The sequence below is a fragment of the Corallococcus exiguus genome (genome assembly GCF_009909105.1).
Taxonomy (GTDB): Bacteria; Myxococcota; Myxococcia; order Myxococcales; family Myxococcaceae; genus Corallococcus; species Corallococcus exiguus.
Genome location: NZ_JAAAPK010000020.1, coordinates 24834 through 40420, shown reverse-complemented (window position 1 = coordinate 40420; position 15587 = coordinate 24834). Strand labels below are relative to the sequence as shown.

The 15587-nt window shown below is 67.8% G+C and carries 12 protein-coding genes; 6 read left to right on the top strand and 6 right to left on the bottom strand.

The features are described from left to right. Positions 1-22 precede the first annotated feature (22 nt). A complete protein-coding gene (locus GTZ93_RS41455) occupies positions 23-1024 on the bottom strand; it encodes a GlxA family transcriptional regulator (RefSeq protein ID WP_121777985.1) in 1002 nt (333 codons plus the stop codon). 75 nt (positions 1025-1099) lie between these two features. On the opposite strand from GTZ93_RS41455, the gene GTZ93_RS41450 reads away from it, so the two are divergent. From GTZ93_RS41450 to GTZ93_RS41440, 3 genes are all read left to right on the top strand, one after another. After that, complete coding sequence (locus GTZ93_RS41450; protein WP_139921514.1) at positions 1100-1936, top strand: dienelactone hydrolase family protein; 837 nt, start codon at positions 1100-1102, stop codon at positions 1934-1936. A 447-nt stretch (positions 1937-2383) separates the two neighbouring features. Further along, positions 2384-3505 (top strand): hypothetical protein, encoded by a 1122-nt coding sequence (locus tag GTZ93_RS41445; RefSeq protein ID WP_161663361.1) that lies wholly within the window; start codon positions 2384-2386, stop codon positions 3503-3505. A gap of 241 nt (positions 3506-3746) precedes the next feature. Next, positions 3747-4667 (top strand): hypothetical protein, encoded by a 921-nt coding sequence (locus tag GTZ93_RS41440; RefSeq protein ID WP_139921510.1) that lies wholly within the window; start codon positions 3747-3749, stop codon positions 4665-4667. A 35-nt stretch (positions 4668-4702) separates the two neighbouring features. Here GTZ93_RS41440 and GTZ93_RS41435 read toward each other — a convergent pair whose 3' ends face one another. Next, positions 4703-5467 (bottom strand): hypothetical protein, encoded by a 765-nt coding sequence (locus tag GTZ93_RS41435; RefSeq protein WP_139921508.1) that lies wholly within the window; start codon positions 5465-5467, stop codon positions 4703-4705. A gap of 140 nt (positions 5468-5607) precedes the next feature. Between GTZ93_RS41435 and GTZ93_RS41430 the strand changes: the two genes are divergently transcribed. The 3 genes from GTZ93_RS41430 to GTZ93_RS41420 all read left to right on the top strand — a co-directional run bounded on the left by GTZ93_RS41430 (position 5608) and on the right by GTZ93_RS41420 (position 8900). Next, complete coding sequence (locus GTZ93_RS41430) at positions 5608-6141, top strand: hypothetical protein (RefSeq protein ID WP_139921506.1); 534 nt, start codon at positions 5608-5610, stop codon at positions 6139-6141. A gap of 174 nt (positions 6142-6315) precedes the next feature. After that, on the top strand, positions 6316-7794 hold the full coding sequence (locus GTZ93_RS41425; protein WP_139921504.1) for a hypothetical protein: 1479 nt from the start codon (positions 6316-6318) through the stop codon (positions 7792-7794). Beyond that, entirely contained in the window at positions 7791-8900 is a 1110-nt protein-coding gene (locus tag GTZ93_RS41420) for a hypothetical protein (RefSeq protein WP_139921502.1), read from the top strand. Before GTZ93_RS41425 ends, GTZ93_RS41420 begins: the two co-directional genes overlap by 4 nt. Here GTZ93_RS41420 and GTZ93_RS41415 read toward each other — a convergent pair. The 4 genes from GTZ93_RS41415 to GTZ93_RS41400 form a co-directional block, all read right to left on the bottom strand. Further along, a complete protein-coding gene (locus GTZ93_RS41415) occupies positions 8833-11625 on the bottom strand; it encodes a hypothetical protein (protein ID WP_161663360.1) in 2793 nt (930 codons plus the stop codon). The two genes, GTZ93_RS41420 and GTZ93_RS41415, sit on opposite strands and share 68 nt — an antisense overlap. A gap of 167 nt (positions 11626-11792) precedes the next feature. After that, on the bottom strand, positions 11793-12560 hold the full coding sequence (locus GTZ93_RS41410; protein ID WP_139919207.1) for a DNA alkylation repair protein: 768 nt from the start codon (positions 12558-12560) through the stop codon (positions 11793-11795). Between the two features lie 416 nt (positions 12561-12976). Next, entirely contained in the window at positions 12977-13348 is a 372-nt protein-coding gene (locus tag GTZ93_RS41405; RefSeq protein ID WP_120593320.1) for a hypothetical protein, read from the bottom strand. Positions 13349-13777: 429 nt separating this feature from the next. Next, complete coding sequence (locus GTZ93_RS41400; RefSeq protein WP_139919208.1) at positions 13778-15418, bottom strand: hypothetical protein; 1641 nt, start codon at positions 15416-15418, stop codon at positions 13778-13780. Positions 15419-15587: the final 169 nt, after the last annotated feature.

Genomic DNA, 15587 nt, shown 5'->3' with positions numbered 1-15587 from the left:
GCCGGGTTCACTGGCTCGGAACTCATCCCTGACGGGAGCCCCTCGGCCGTCTGCCGCGGGGGCTCTCGCCGGCGTACCGCCGGTACACGCGTCGAAAGGCAGCCGCGTCGGCGTAGCCCACCCGGGCGGCGACGTCATCGACCGAGTCCCGGGTCGTCTCCAGGAGGTGGGAGGCATGCGCCACGCGGACCCGCTGCACGAACTCGAGCGGCGTCATGCCCAGGCCAGCCTGGACCCGCCGCGCGAGCGTGCGCGGTGACGTGGCGGCGGCGCGTGCGAGTTCCGCCAGCGTCAACTGCCGGCCGAGGTTCGCGGTGATGAACCGTTCGACCGAGCGCAGCACCGGGTCCGAGACGCGCAGATGCTCCATCACCATGTATCGGGCCTGCGAAACGCGCTCGTCGAGCACGAGGTAGCGAGCCACCAGGTGCGCCAGTGACGGGCTGGCGACGCGCGCGACGATGGCCAGCATCAAGTCGGCGTGCGCGAAGGCCGATCCCGCGGTGAGGACGCCGTCACTCTCGATGACCATCCGGTCCGCGCGGACGGTGACCTGAGGGAAGCGGCGCACGAACGCGGGCACCAGCCACCAGGTCGTCGTCGCGTCCCGTCCCGCGAGGAGCCCCGCCGCCGCCAGGACGAAGGTCGCCGAGCACGAAGCAGCGACCATCGCCCCCTTCGCCGCCGCTCGCGCGAGCAGCTCCATGCCGCGCGCGGTGTCGGCGCGGGAGAGCAATTGTTCGACGGCGCGCTCGCTGGCCGCGGAGAGTCCGGGCACCAGCAGCACATCTCCCGCCTTCACGCTTCGCAGGCTGAGCGCGCCGTCCACGCAGACGGAGCGCCCCGTGCCGGAGCGGACCGGGCGGCCGTCCAGCGACACCACACGTTGACGCAGTGGGTTCGCTCCTCGTGGAGCGCTTGGGACAAGGCCTGACTCCAGCAGGCGCGTGGCCGTGTTGATCACGTCGAGGCCGACACCCAGCGGGCCCTCGGCCACGCCATCCAGCACGACATGCAGGATCATGTCTGGCAAGAGTAGACCGAAAGCTGTCAACGTCGCCACTGGCTCGCAAGGGAGGGTTTCCCGCATCGTCCGGGCATGACTCCTTCCGCCCCCGAGCCCACCGCCGACGATCCCCTGGATGACTTCGAGCGGCGCGCCATCACGCTTCAGTCGACTCCGCGCGCCGTCTACGTCGCAGGTCGAGGTCCCGCGGTCATCGTCATGGCCGAGATGCCTGGCATCAGCCCTCACGTCGCGCGCTTCGCACGCTGGGTCCGGGATGCTGGCTTCACGGTCTACCTGCCGTCGTTGTTCGGGAGGGATGGAGCCTATCCGCAGGCGGAGGCGGGGCTCGCCGTGATGAAGAAGGCCTGCGTGAGCGCGGAGTTCCGTGCGTTCGCGGCGAATGCATCAAGCCCTGTGACGCAGTGGCTGCGTGCGCTCGCGAGCCTCGCGCACCAGGAATGTGGAGGCCCCGGCGTCGGCGCCATCGGCATGTGCTTCACCGGCAACTTCGCGCTCAGCATGATGCTCGAGCCCGCGGTGCTGGCGCCCGTCCTGTGCCAGCCCTCACTGCCGCTCGAACATCCGGAAGCGATTCAAATCGCCCCCGAGGAAGCCGCGGCCGTGAAGGAGCGACTCGAACGTGAAGACCTGACGGTGCTCGCGTACCGCTTCGACGGCGATCGCTTCTGCACGGCGCAACGCTTCGCCGCCTACGCCGAAGCGCTGGGGCCCCGCTTCCACCCCAGGGTCCTGCCGTCGTCGGCCGCGAACCCCAGGCCCCCACCCTTCTTCGAGCGGATCGTCTGCGGTGCGCACAGCGTCGTGACCGCGCACCTCATCGACGCGGCCGGAGAGCCGACCCTCGCGGCGCGAGACGAAATCTTGTCCTTCTTCGCGCGGAGGCTTCGCCAGGAGGCGGCTGTGTGAGGACCCGGTGAGGCCCCCTGAGCCGGGCAGGCTGGTGGCGAGAGGGCCCACGGCTCGGGCGGGCCCCGTCAGCGGCCCTCGTCCTCCACATGGCCTCTATCCCGCATATACGATGGAATTGCATCTTGATGGGGCGCGTGCGTTCGGGCCTTCCTGGTAAGAATGCAGGAACGCTGCCAAGGGGGGCTGGTGCACACCTGGATGTATTTGTTTTTCGGGCTGCTTGTGGGAGTGGGCGTCACAGGCTCCGTCGCGTGGGCCATGACGAGGAGACTCCGTCGAGAAGAAGGCGTAAGGCTTGCTGAACGCCCAAGCAGAGGGAGCAGGGATGCGGTCGCGGAGATCCAGGCGGCGCGTTTGGATGTCCCGTCCGAAATCGTGGCCGCGCCGGAAGCGGCATCTGGGGACAGCGAGTCGGGTACAGCCATCGAGTGGTCGATAGGGCCGATGAAGCTCGGCACGGTGACCCGTCTCACCAACCTGGCAGGTACACGGCGTGAAGAAATGGTCATCAATCGGGCGCTGCGTGATGGTGTGGAGGGGCTCCTTCACGGGGCACCTGCACTGGCCTCATCGGCAGGGCAGATGCTCACGAATAACTACACGCTCCGCTTTACAGCTGAGGCCTCCAAGGGGCTGGTCGATGGCTCCTTGAAAATGATGCCCTCGAAGCTGGGGGGCATCCGAGCCAATGTCATCAATGAAAAGGGGCGAGTCGTCTCGCAGGCGAGTCTTGATGCTGTGTCGAAAGCCGGCGCGGTGACCCTGGCGGTATGGCAGGGACTCGCCATCATCACCGCGCAGAAATTCCTCGCGGACATCGACAAACGGCTTGCTTCCATTGAGCGCGGCATCTCGGACCTGAAAGAATGGCTTGAGCAGGAACGGCTCGGCGGTCTTCAGGGCAGCCTGACCTACCTCAAACAACTGGCGGAGGCCGTTCATCGCAGCGACCTCACCGAGGCTGACATCTTCGCCTTCGCCGGTCAGATTGAGTCCATCGAGCGCGAGGCCCAGCAGACCATGGCGTCCTTGGAGCCCCCCCTCGACCAGTACTTTGTCGAGGCCCAGAGGATGAACCTTACCGGGAGGGGCCTCAAGGAGCATTCGGCTGCGGCTCAGGGACAGGCGCTGGTTTTCGAGCGCCGCGCCAAGGAGTTCCATCTCGCTGCGTTTGTGCGAGGCGCCGCGATCCAAGTGCGTTCCGCGCTCCCGCTCACGCAAGAAGTCGCACGGCTTCGACTTGACGGACTCGGCGCGGACCTCCAGCGGCAAGCCGAACGGCAGCAGGACTTCCTCCAATTGCTCAGCCGCCGTGTGCCTGAGTTGCAAGGGGCATGGTCCTGGGACTCCACCGATGCAGAGCACCAGCAAGCGCTGCGCGGCTTGCTGAATCAGGTGGAGCGCAATCTTTCCGAGAGCACCAGCTTGGTGAACGAGGCCGTCAGGACCTTGAAGGAGCGATTCGGTGAAGAACTCAAGCAAGGCAGCGAGCCGCTCGAGCTCGTCGCAACGCTTGATGGAACAGGAGCCCTGGTTCGCTTGGAGAGGGTGTTCCAGGAAGACTAGACGACCCAACCTCGTTCCCGTTCTCGCGTGGATCTGGATGGACTTCGAGGTATGGAAACATGAAGGCTACGACCTGATTGTTGCTGGCTCCATCGACCCATCCGCAAAGCCGGATGTACTCATCAAGTTCAGAAATGTTTCGCCCTCTCACTGCCGATTGAATGGAGAACGGATACTACCCAGAGGGCTTTTGGCATGCGGTACGCTGCACAGGCTTCAACTCATGCGGGGGGAACGCACCATGGCGGAGACCGGACTTGTCGCGAAGCTCTCCATCCGTCTGCGTGGCTTCGTGCTGCCAGACACGGACTCGCAGTTCGAGGGCTACGTCGAGCCCGGCACCTACTTCGTGCTCGAGCACAGGAAGGGATACCCGACGCCAGACATGGATTACGCGCGACTGGAGGTGCCAACGCTGGGCGCGCTCGACACATGGATTTGTACGCGCTGGAAGTCGCAGTCCTACGCGGTGATCCTCCCCGAGACCAAGCCCCCGCCGGTCATCCGGCAGAACTTCGACAATGATCCCCTCGCGGTGCCCGAGGAGAAGCTCGTCGAGCTCCTGAATGACTTCACCGCCTATCGTTACGACCTGGACCACGCGTTTTACCCGTGGCCGCTCCCCGGCATCCGCGTCGCGCTGGCGCCTCCGCAGAAGAACAATTGCTGCACCTTCGTGGAGGCATTGACCGTGAAGGCCTTCTCGGACGTGCACGGCGCGGCGTTCAACTGGGACGCGCGCAGGCACCGGCAGATGATGATCGCCTCCACGGAGGACCTCTTCTCCCCGGTGACCGCCGCCATCGAGAGCGGCATGGCCCTGCTCGCTCCGTCCGAGGCCTCGCCTCCCCACCCGTGGACGCTCATCCAGGGCTGGCGCAAGCAGTGGGACTCCGGCCACACCTTCCTCGTCGTGGACCACCACGTGGAGACGGACAAGGTGTTGGTGCTGGAATCCAATGCCTATGAAGGGCTCAACGGGGTCGGCTTCCGCAACCTCGGCAACCTGCGGGACCTGGGCGTCGACCTGCTTGGCGACAAGCCGCTCGGGGACTGGTGGAAGCAAAGCGACGTGTGGACGTGGCGGCGCATCTGCTCCACCTACTTGTCCCGGAAGCAGGCGTGGCTGAAGGTGAAGGACCGCAAGCTGTCAGGGATTTGAGTCCTCCGGCAGCGGAGTCGACGCCCCCTGCCTCATCACCCCTCGACGATGAACGTGGTGGAGTCCACTCCGGTGTTGCCCGTGACGGGGTCGTACGCAGTCACCGTGACTTCGTATGCGCCCTGCTGCTGCACGGAGAGTTCTGCCTCGAAGGTGCTGGTCTTCCCGGCGTACTTCAGGGGGACCTGGGTGAGCGGCTTTCCATTGTGCTTCACCGTGGCCTGCAACTCATACCGATTGGAGTCCCAGAGCCCCTGGGGCTCCGTCGGGCAGCCACACATGAGGGTGAGGTTGGCGCGAAGAGGCAGGGTGAGCTTCTTGTCTTTCGCGAGCTTGACGAACTCGTGAGCGGACGGCGTCAGCACATCCACCACGAAGCCAGGCAGCTCCAGGATGAGACCATCGCCCTCGATGTGCTTGCCGGGCAGGAGCCACAGTTGGGTCGTGCTGGTCGCGAGCGCCTGCCGCTGCGCAAGAGGCCCGGACACCTCCACCGTCACCAGCCGCGGCTCGGCGATATCCAGGGTGGCCGTGAACTTCGCGGAGGCCTCATCCGCGAGCGGTGCGCCCCGCACCTGGGGCTGCTTCATCAGCGTCTGCGTGTTGCCTGTCGAGCCGGCGGTGACGCCGCTGGCCAGCATCTGGCCGGTCTGCCCATCCCGGAGCACCACGCGGACGCCCCCCATGGACGTCCCGATGAACTTGCCGTCCCGGGCGCGAGCCCTCACGACCAGCCGCGTCTCCGCGGCAAGGGCTGTCGTGGAGAACAACACCAGGACCCAGGGGATGAGGCTTCGCATGACTCGCTCCGTATCGGAAGGGAAGGTCTGAAGCGAAGCCACCTACCACGGCTTGCTCCCCGCGAATGCGCGCACTGCTAGGATGTCGCGCCATGAGTCAGAAAGCTGCTTCGAAGTCGGGTGGGGCCAGGATCCTCCTCATGCTTGGCTGCGTGGTTCTGGCGATGGGTGGCGGCGTCTTCGCGGCGGTGAAGCTGCTCGGCAGCGGCGCGGGCAAGACCGACGTCGGAAACCGGAAGGCGCTCGCTTCGGTGCAGGCCCAACTGCGCACGGTCGATGCGTGCCTCATCGAGTACAACCAGTGGACCCGGTCCCATCACCGGCAGATGCACCGGCGAAACGTCTTCATCACGTCTTGCGATGCGAAGGGCCTCGTTCCCAGGAGCGCGAAGGTGGTGCTCCCCGAGCAGTGGTCGCATGACGCACTCTCGTTCAAGGCGGAACGCTCATCGGTGAAGGACGAATGGTCCATCCTGGTGGATACGGAAGCGGTGCCCTTCCCGGTCCTGGTCGCGGGGCTGGAAGAGCTCGCGCCCATCGTCGCGCGTGATGCCTCCGAGGCCCTGGAGAAGAGCCGGGCCGCTGAAGCGGAGGGCAATGCGAAGTATGAGCAGCAGCAGCGCCAGCAGGAGCGGCAGCGGCGGCAGAACCAGGAGAGCTACCCCTCGCGGTGACGCGGACACAACCGACAACTGGCTCCTGCAACCGCAGACAGCCCCTTGGGTCGGTCAAGCAGTCATCAGCGCGGAGGTGATGTGCCCATGCGTGCGTTCGCAAGTGCATACATCCCGCTGAATCCGCCGTGACCGGTTTGCCCATGGCGTGGGGACTTCCGGTAGACAGCCCCCATGCCTCCACCGACCGACAGGCGCATCCATCCCATGACGGGGCTGGAGCGCATGCCCCGGACACGCGGCGCCGGCCCCGAGCGCACGGGCTTCATCCAGTCGCTCCGGGACCTGTCGGTGACTGGCTCCTCGCCCGAGGTGACACTCACCTACTTCCCGCCCCTCGAAGCACCTCCGCTCCGCGACAGGCCCCACCTGGACATCGGGCTCCGGCTGGGGCGCCACCTGCGCGAGCCCATGCACGGGCGACTGCCCTACTTCTACGAGCTCCACGGCAACAGCGAGCCCGGTCCAACGCCAGACGAGGACCTGGTGCTGTATCTGGATCGGGAAGTCGAGGTGGTCCTTCCCCCCAATGCACGGCGACTCACGGCCTACGACAACGTCATCCTCCTGGGCCATGACTGGGAGGTCCCCTTCTCCATTCCGCGCATCACCCCCCAGGCGATCCTCCGGCTCCACCTCCACCGCTTTCAGCTCGAGGCCCAGGTTCCCCAGTCGGCCACCGATGCCTTCGGGCTCCAGGCCCTGCCGCGACAATGGCGTCAGGGAGTGCCATCCCAGGCAGCGGACGTGCTGCCCGTCGAGGTGACAGCGACCGAACGGTGGCTGCCCACCGGCGTCCAGCTCGTGTTCTCCACCGCGACCACGTCGATGTCCGACGGGCGGCCCCTGCTCCCGCTCACGGTCACGCACCTCGCGACGCTCACGGTCACGGCATGGAACCCGGAGTACCCGGCGGGCTGGTGCTACCAGGTGTCGGAAGAGCCGGACGCCCGCCGCCGCATGCGCGTGGAGCTCGTCGTGTCGCCACGGAATGTCCGGGTCCGGCTGGAAATCAACGCCCTCCTGGGCGGGCTCGCGGGCAACCTGGGCGACAGCGTCCAGCAGGCGGTCCTCCTGTCCTGGCTGGAGCGCTTCGTCGACTTCCGGATGGGCAGCGCGGGACGCACCTCCGAGGTGCCCCGTCCCGGTGCGCGGCACCGGCTCTCCGTGGAGTCGGTCTCCAGCGGGGCGCTTCCTTTCGGGCTCGAGGTCTCGCACCTCCGGGATGAGCGCGTGGAGCAGTTGCTGGACACCGCCGAGTTGCTGCTGGGATTCGTTCCCATCGCCGGGGACTTGATGGACCTGGGGGCGTTCGTGAAGGTCCTGCTCACCGGCGAGGACCTCCAGGGCCGGGAGGTGTCCCCGGATCAAATGGTCCTCTTCGCGCTCGCCCTGCTGCCCTCCGTTCCCTCCGCCGCGAGGCACCTCCAGGCGCATGCGGAGGCGGCTCGCGCAACGCTCCGCGAGGCCCACCTCACCCCCGCGAGCCTCCTGGAACGGCTGGAGGCCACCCGTCCCCGTCTCGCGAGCGCCCTGCGCGCGGGAAGCGGTGAGCAGGCACGGCGGGCGCTGTTGGAGAGCCGGCAGGCGCACCACGTCATCGACCACGGACAGCTCCGGGACGTGCTGCTGCTGGAGAGGAGGACCCCATGAGCGCCGAGAGCCTGGGCCGCAGGCTTGTGCGTGCCCTCATCCAGGAGCCCTCGGCCCGGTCCTCGTTGTTCGCCGGGCACTCCCGGACCTTGCGGCAGATCGAGCGAGGAGCGGACGTGTATGAAGTCATCGCCCAGACGCCAGCCCTCCGCCGCCTGGTGGAACGGCGCTTCGGTGAGCTGACTGTCGAGGAGATTCTTGCCGCGGACCTGCGGTGGCAGGTGGACGCACGGCAGGCGGAGGCCTACCTCGAGCTCCTGATGGACGGCGCGCTGCTCGGAACGCACGAAGCGCTCGTCGCGGCGAAACGGGGAGGCCCCCTGGGGCGCATCCTCGAAAGCGACCACCTCATCGAGCAGCGGCTGCACCGCATGATTCGCGATGGTCCGGCGGGCCATACCGTGCGCAGCCCGGAGTACGCGCTGCCGTCCGGCGACGCGCAGCGCGCGCTGGAGCGCGACTGGGGGGCGGAGCACCTCGCCGAAACCCGGTTGATGCAGGACGCCCTCGCGATCCTCGTGCCGGCGAACGAGGTGGTCCACTACCGCATGACCCGGAAGCTCCGCGAACTCACGCGTGGAGCCTCACATCCTGGCCTCCCGGACCTCGCGAGCCTCCCGTCCGTCGCCCCCTGGTACTACATCCATCAGGGCGTCGGTTCGAAGACGGCGCGAATGCGCGAGCTGCTGCCGTGGCGCCTGGAGGGGGCGTATTCGTATCAAGAGATGCTCGACGCCACCCGCTGGGTGCTCTGCCACGAGTTCAACCTGTCGCCCGTCCTGGAACAGGCCATCCGCGAGGACATGGTCGAATCCATCGTCTACGCCATCCGGCATGACGACGAAGCCGCGGAGATCCTCCTGCCGTCGCTGCCGGGCCCCCGCATCCGCTCCCCGGACTCGGATCGCCTCGAAGGAGCGGTGCGCGACGCCCTGCACCTGACGCCGCTGGACGCGAGCCGGTTCGACCGGGCCCGCTGGAACTACCTTCCCCCCATCGTTGGACCGGTGGAGCAGGCCGCGGAAGCAGAGTTCGAACTCAGACGCCTCCTGGAGGGGGAAGCGCCCCATCCCAGTGAGGGAGGCTTGCGTCCTCGCGAAGGCTGACCAGCGAGGTGGGAACCCGAACCTCCCAGGGCTCGCCGACCGGCACCGGACGGCCGTAGTCCCGGTCGGTGGCCGCGCGCAGCTCCTCGGAGATGGCCAGGAAGTCATCGTCCCCCATCACCACCACCCCATCCCCGCCAAACACCCGCCCCGTGCGCTTGAAGTGTTCGAGCGCGGCGGCGAAGCCTTCTCGCACCGGCACCACGACGCGCGCGCCACCGGCCCGCAGGAACTCCGTGAAGGCGGGGTCGGCCCCCAGCGGCATGCGCACCCGTTCCTCCCACGTGGACTTGCGCCCCCAGAAGTACGGATAGGCGACGTACTGCAGGTTCTCCCATTCGAAGGCCTGCTCGAAGAAGCGGACATAGGGCCCCTGCTCCGCCGCGCTCGCCAGTGCGACCTGGGGACGCATCGCTCCGTCCGTCTCCACTGCGCCAAACGCATCGAAGTGCTGCGCGGTGGCGATGCTGATGCATGCCTTCTTGAGCTCATCCATGAGCAGCCGGTGCGCCTCCTCCGCACCGCGCTCGGGGAGCTTCACGCCCCGGGCCACGGAGCGGGCCGCCAGCGCGTCCTCGTAGGCCTGGACCTGACGTTCATGGGCGGTCCGGATGGCGGAATAGGTCCTGAGCCGCCAGGCCTCGTGTGCGCGCGCGGTCGGCCGGCAGAACACATGCACGGTCACCAGGACGTTGCGCGGAGCGATGCCGATGGCGCCGACCTTCAACGCGCCTGGATATGCGACTCCATCCTCGGTGCCGAGCAGGCACTCCTGGACCCCGGAGCTCTCCGTGAAATCGAAGATGTGGGGCCCGACGGTGCAGAAGAACTGCCCGCCGTGATGCAGGGCCACCACCTTGCAGGCCACGGCCTCCCACCCCTCCCCCACCTGGATCTCCGCCTGCTGGGCGAGCCCCGCGGGGCGGTTCTCCTCGTTGAGGTCCTCGTGGGTGAAGGAGCACGTCCTGATGACCCAGTCGGGCGGGGGCGGCTCCACGTCCGCGGTAGCGCCATGGTCGGCCGCGTGGCGTTGATACGTCACGTCGGCGATGTCATCCGGGCGGAGCGTGAAGACGTCCGGCTCCTTCAGGCCCGAGACCGCCGCCAGGTCCTCCTTCAAGGCGCGCAGCAGGTAGGCCCCGGGCTCTGGCACGTCAAACTCATACATCTCCCGGAGGCCGTAGTTGAAGGTCCGGGCTTCGTAGCGCTTGGTCACGAACTGATACATGCCCCGGCGCGGCGTTGCCTCCGGGTTGGTGAGGGTATGGCTGTTGCGCTCCTCCACCTCCTCGGTGGTCCGCGTGCTGCGCAGGGTCCGGACCTTCTCCTCCAACCGCGACACGCTCTTCTGGACGACCTCCCGCCCGACCTGGGAGGCGGTCTTCCTGGAGCGCTCACTGGAGGATTCGTAGCCCGCCTCCGCGTTCGCCTCGACCTCGACGACAGGCCCGTAGCTGGCCTTGACCCGCAGCCCGCCGCGCACGGAGAACTCCTCCCGCACGGTCTCCGCGACCTCGGAGGAGAGCTCGAACCGGTCGGTGGCCCCAAACTCCTTCTCCTCGGCCTCGCTGCGTTCCTTCTCCTCCGAATAGAACTCCTCGACCGTCCGGCGCCGCCGGTGTTCACGAACCCGGGCCTCCCCGGGCATGACGTTCTCGATATGGGCGAGGTCCGCCTCCACGTAGCCCCTCAGCTCCTGCCGGACGACGAGCAGCTCACCCACCCCGAGCCTGCGAAGCATTCCCACCGAGCGTGGGAGCTCAGGAGTGGTGGGAGCGGAAGGCGCGAGGAACACGCCGCCCCGCAGGACCCACCGCCCCAGCAGCTCCGGAGAGAAGCGCAGCAACTGCTGGGTCCGCGCATGACGCAGCTCCACCTGGAGCCTGGGGACGGATTCATCTTTCGGCTTGAGTCCAAGCTCCGCGAGCACGGTGGAGGTGGCCTCGCTCAACGAGGCGATGCCACGGGGAGAGAGCCGGAGACTCGCCAGGGGATCCGGCGAGCTGACGCTAATCACCTCCCCCTTCCGGGGCGGAAGCCGCGGCGCCTCCGCCACCGCGAATGACGAGGCCGGCAGGCGGGCCAGTTCCGCGAGCGCGAGCGCGATGCGTCCGACCTTCCCAGCCTCCACCGTGGGAATGGGCTCCGAGGCTGGCTCGGGTGGCGTGTCCGTCAGGACCGGTGGAGCCCCGGACGCGAGGCCCTGGGGAAAACGGAGCGGCGCGAAGAGAAGGGCTGTCACGGCGGCGTCGGGGAGCGAGGGCTCCGCTTCCAGGCGCCGGATGAGCCGCATCAGCCGCAGGCACCGCGCGAGCCTGGCGGCGTCCCCTGGGACGGGTGTCCGGGAGAGCCCATGGACGAGGAGCCAATCACAGAGCCACGCCTCCACGGAGGCCCACCCCGGACGTGCCGAATCCTTCGCGCGATCCGGATAGTGGGCATCCAGCAGCTCACGGACGGCGGGCGAGGACATGGGACGCTGCCGCAGGAGCGCGGCATCCAGAGCCTGCACCCGGGTCGCGATCATGAGGAATTCCTTCGAGTCCTGGGGAGCTCCGGCAGGCGAGTCCTGGAAGTGGCGCAGGGCGGCTTCGACCGCCTTGGCATTCCCACCGGCCTTCGCGAGCGAGGCCTGGAGCACGGTCTCCGCGGCGAGTTCGGTGGTCTCTCCACGGTGCGGCTCGGCGGCGCGGAGCACGACGAAGCGAAAGAGTTCTTCCTTCATGGGAACGGAACCTTTCCATCCGCGACCGCGTGGCCACGAACCGTCCACGAAGCTTTGGAGGCCGGCGCCGCGAATGACAAGCAGGTCCGGACACCACGAGTATCAGGCAGCGCGGAAGTATCAGCAGCCGGACCTTGTCCGGGCCTTTCAGGCAGTCCGACTCGCCATTACTTTCTCGAAATGAGCGCGTCGGCGTTCACGGCCAGCAGCGCCTTCCGTTGCTCCGGCTCCAGCCGTTCAATGGCATAGCGCAGGGTGTCCCGCTGCATCCCGGAGATGTTCTCCTGGATGAACGCCACCACCGCCTCCCGGTGGTGGTCCGCCGCGACCTTCAGCAGCCACCCCACGCTCTTCTGCACATACGGCTCTGGATCCAATAGCAACCGGTGTGCATTTCCGAAAATCACTTCGAGGGGCAGCATGTACCTGGAGGATCGAATCCTGCGGCTCACGAACTTCACGAGCGCGACGTTCGCCGCCCTCCGACACCAGGGGGAGCGGGAGCTGGTCCAGTGCTGGATTCGGGTGAGCGCGGGCGTCCGGGTGAGGAAAAACGGGTAGAGCACGGTCAGACACAGGTCGTCGCACTGGGCCCAATTCCAGACGGAGTGCTCCAACCAGTATCGGAAGCGGTCCAGCAGTGCCTCGTCGAACGAGCGCCCGACCACCTTGCGAACCACGGCGAACCCCAGGAGCACCTCTTCGTGGTGGGTCGCCTGGGCGAGCAGCGCCTCGGTCACCGCCAGGCGGTCCTCGGGCGACAGGCCCCTCTCCTGGATGAGCGCATCGGCGATGCGCCGCACCTCCGCGTTGCGTACCCCAAGGGCCCGGATGTCCGTGGGGAAGTAGCGGCGCGTCGCCTCGGCGAGGCGAGGGTCACTCCGCGCCTTCAGGGTGCGTCGAAGCTCTTCGGTCACGGCATGGGTCGCGCTCATCGGCCGCCACTCCAGGCCGCGGGGTGTTGAAGGTCAAGCCGCCAGGGCCAGGCCCCTGCCGCGTCCCGCATGGGAAGGCGGCTGGGCTGGGCTGGCGTGTGTCCGCTGGAGATGAATGGCTTCTGCGCCTCCGGAGTGCGGCGCATGGGCTCCCCGTCAGCGTCCCTCACTTCCCGCTCTGCTCCCGCCCGCTACGCCCAAGAAGGCTCCTGCCCTTCCCATGCTCTCGTCGAAGCCAGTGAGCGAGGCGCGCGGAGGGCATCGTCAGCTCGGCGCGTAGCCCCGAGGCGACAACTTTCCTGACATAGGGGGCTGACGTGCCCTCCCGCGACCACTTCCCATCACTCTTCCGGTCCGAAACGAGGCCGGTCCCCCGCGCGGCTACTCGTCAGTGGAGCGCGATAGCCCGTCCGCCGTCAGTTGCCGCGGTAGGTGGTGTTGAGGATGCCGATGCCCGCGCCTTCCACGTACAGGCTGACGGACGTGCCCTGGGTGGCGGCCTGGGTGGCGCGCTCGAACAGGCCCAGGCGCTCGGCCTCGCTGTACTGGTAGCCGGCGGACGAGGCGCCCGAGCCCAGGTAGTAGTAGTTGCCGACGAAGCTCCCTGTGCAGTTCGCCCCGGTGTTCACCTGCACGACCACGTAGCCCTGGCCGTAGGTGACGTTGGGTTGCCGGGTGTACGTCGCCGCGCAGACGTAACCATTCACGGTGATGGGGGCCGCCAGGGCCGTGCTGGCAAATCCGACCGACATCATCACCGCCGAAACAACGATGAACGCTCGCTTCATTGTGCTGTCCCCTTATGCCGTTGGCTGAGGCCTCCGCGCCCGGGATGGGCGTGGGGCTCCGGAAAGCGTTTCCGCATTTCCGCTCGAAGTAACGTGCGGGACGGTTTTTCCTCCTCACCTCTATTTCGCGTTCGAGGGTGCGTACCGCACCGGATTGTGGAGACACCTGGTGGGTCGTCATCAGGCCGCCAGCTTCGACATTTGAGCGCATCGTCCACACGAAGTGCGGGAGAGCCACGGACGAGGGGGACGCTCACGAGAAGCAGCACCGCGCTGCCGCTTGAGGGCGAAAGCGCGGAACGCTCTGCGGAACCGGGGCAACTTCAGTCAGCAAGCTCACCGGGTCCGTGGACGTGCGCCACCCGCAGTGCCTCACCCGCCACCGCCAGACGGCGCGGTAGCGGGCGGGCCCGCCCGGGACTCCGCGGGCTACGGCGTGGTGAACGCGGCGCTGAACGTGGACGCGCTGGAGCCGGGCAGCCGCTCCATGCTGATGGAGGGCGCACGCCAGGGCTCGAAGCCCGGCGAGCCATCCGCCGTCACACGCAGGAAGTACGTGGAGGCGGGCTCCAGCGCGTTGGGAGGCAGGCGCAGGTACGTCCTGTCGCCGGGCACGTAGAAGCGCTTCGCGGGCGGCGTGACGAAGCTGTCGGTGAGCTGGGTGAGCGTCACGCTGTAGGCCCGGGGCGTGCCCAGGACCGGCTGCTGCCAGCTCACCACCGGCTGGGTGGTGCCCACCGACCGCGACACGTAGGCATCCAGACCGTCGATGCGCACCTCCCGCGGCGGTGAGATCTTCGGCACGATGGGACCCGCGATGAAGTGCTCCAACCGGTCGACGACGGTGATGGAGCCAGTGGGGTAGTGCCCCCTGGCCCCCACGACGACCGGGGCCCCCGCGCGGAACGTATAGGTCGCGTACCCCAGCACGCCCCACGAGGCGGGATAGGGATTGCCGAAGGCCATCCGGCGCGTGATGACGCCGTTCTCACCGCGCGGCAGGGTCAGATTGAGCAACTCTCCCTGGTAGCCCACCCAGCCATCCTCCAGGCCGTGCGGCACGGGCAGCACCTGGAAGATGGGCAGGCTGAGCGTCGAGTCCGGGTTCACGTCCGCGCGCCAGCGGGTGAACTCGGACAGGCGCCACTCCATGGAGAACTCGCTCCGGGGCGTGGGCCGCAGGCTGCTCGTCAGCGACAGGGGCGTGGTGCCATCCGGCGTGAACGCGAAGGACGGCAGGTGCTGGCTGCTCGTCACCGTGGTGTAGGCCATGGGCGCGCCGCTCGGCAGGGTCCCGGACGGCACGGCATTGAGCTGGTTGACGTACACCCGGTCGCCCTTCGCCGGGTCCAGGACGGGCAGCGGGTAGCCGGTGAAGCCTGTCAGGAAGGCGTCCGGGTCTTGATGGGACGTGGTGCCGGCCGAGGGCCACGCCGTGAAGTCGAGCGACGCGGCCAGGTCCACGTCGCCGCTGACCACCTGGAAGAACGTGCCCGGCGAGCTGATGGACTCGTAGTCCTGCCAGGGATCCATCTGGGACAGGTCCGCCGTCACGGGCGTGTAGGTGACCGGCGAATAGACGGCGTCCGGACGCCCCACGCGGTTGACGCCCAGGTCGAAGCGCCGCTCCCGGGTCAGGTAGTAGAGGTGGTTGGAGCGGACGAAGAACTCCCCGTCCGGGATGTTCTCGAAGCGCATGCCGCCCGGAACGGGCGTGCCCGAGCGCCGGTCGAAGCCCACCCCGCTCGGGTCGGGCACGAGGAGCTCCAGGTCGCGGGTGGACAGGTCCTGGGGAACCACCGTCACGCCGGTGCTCGCATGGAAGCGGGAGTCGGCCGTCACCAGCACGGAGGTGTCGGGTACGCCCGCGTCCGGCTCCACCGGCCCCGCGTCGGGTTCGCCACAGCCCGGCAGCAGGTCCCCGTCGCTGACCGTCGCGGTGCCTTCGCGGGGGTCGCTCCACACGACGTCCGGCCCCTTCACCTCATCCGAGGGAGGCCCTGCTTCCGCGCAGCCCAGCCAGGCCGCGCAGGAGGGAACGAGCAACAACGACAGACGGCGCAATGACATGACGGTCCCGGGGGTATGCAATGGATTGACGGCCGGGCCTCAGCCCAGACCCGGCCCCCCCTATACGCAGTGGGCGTTTTTCCCTGGCTCATTGAATTTCCCGGGATTTTCCAGCAGCTCCCTGCGCGCTGACCGCGTCCGGATGGACCGCGCCGCGGTGGACGGTGAA

Excerpts from the sequence above, each read along its gene's own strand:
- GTZ93_RS41455 (WP_121777985.1), bottom strand. The coding sequence starts at position 1,024 with ATGATCCTGCATGTCGTGCTGGATGGCGTGGCCGAGGGCCCGCTGGGT.
- GTZ93_RS41450 (WP_139921514.1), top strand. The coding sequence starts at position 1,100 with ATGACTCCTTCCGCCCCCGAGCCCACCGCCGACGATCCCCTGGATGAC.
- GTZ93_RS41445 (WP_161663361.1), top strand. The coding sequence starts at position 2,384 with ATGAAGCTCGGCACGGTGACCCGTCTCACCAACCTGGCAGGTACACGG.
- GTZ93_RS41440 (WP_139921510.1), top strand. The coding sequence starts at position 3,747 with ATGGCGGAGACCGGACTTGTCGCGAAGCTCTCCATCCGTCTGCGTGGC.
- GTZ93_RS41435 (WP_139921508.1), bottom strand. The coding sequence starts at position 5,467 with ATGCGAAGCCTCATCCCCTGGGTCCTGGTGTTGTTCTCCACGACAGCC.
- GTZ93_RS41430 (WP_139921506.1), top strand. The coding sequence starts at position 5,608 with ATGCTTGGCTGCGTGGTTCTGGCGATGGGTGGCGGCGTCTTCGCGGCG.
- GTZ93_RS41425 (WP_139921504.1), top strand. The coding sequence starts at position 6,316 with ATGCCTCCACCGACCGACAGGCGCATCCATCCCATGACGGGGCTGGAG.
- GTZ93_RS41420 (WP_139921502.1), top strand. The coding sequence starts at position 7,791 with ATGAGCGCCGAGAGCCTGGGCCGCAGGCTTGTGCGTGCCCTCATCCAG.
- GTZ93_RS41415 (WP_161663360.1), bottom strand. The coding sequence starts at position 11,625 with ATGAAGGAAGAACTCTTTCGCTTCGTCGTGCTCCGCGCCGCCGAGCCG.
- GTZ93_RS41410 (WP_139919207.1), bottom strand. The coding sequence starts at position 12,560 with ATGAGCGCGACCCATGCCGTGACCGAAGAGCTTCGACGCACCCTGAAG.
- GTZ93_RS41405 (WP_120593320.1), bottom strand. The coding sequence starts at position 13,348 with ATGAAGCGAGCGTTCATCGTTGTTTCGGCGGTGATGATGTCGGTCGGA.
- GTZ93_RS41400 (WP_139919208.1), bottom strand. The coding sequence starts at position 15,418 with ATGTCATTGCGCCGTCTGTCGTTGTTGCTCGTTCCCTCCTGCGCGGCC.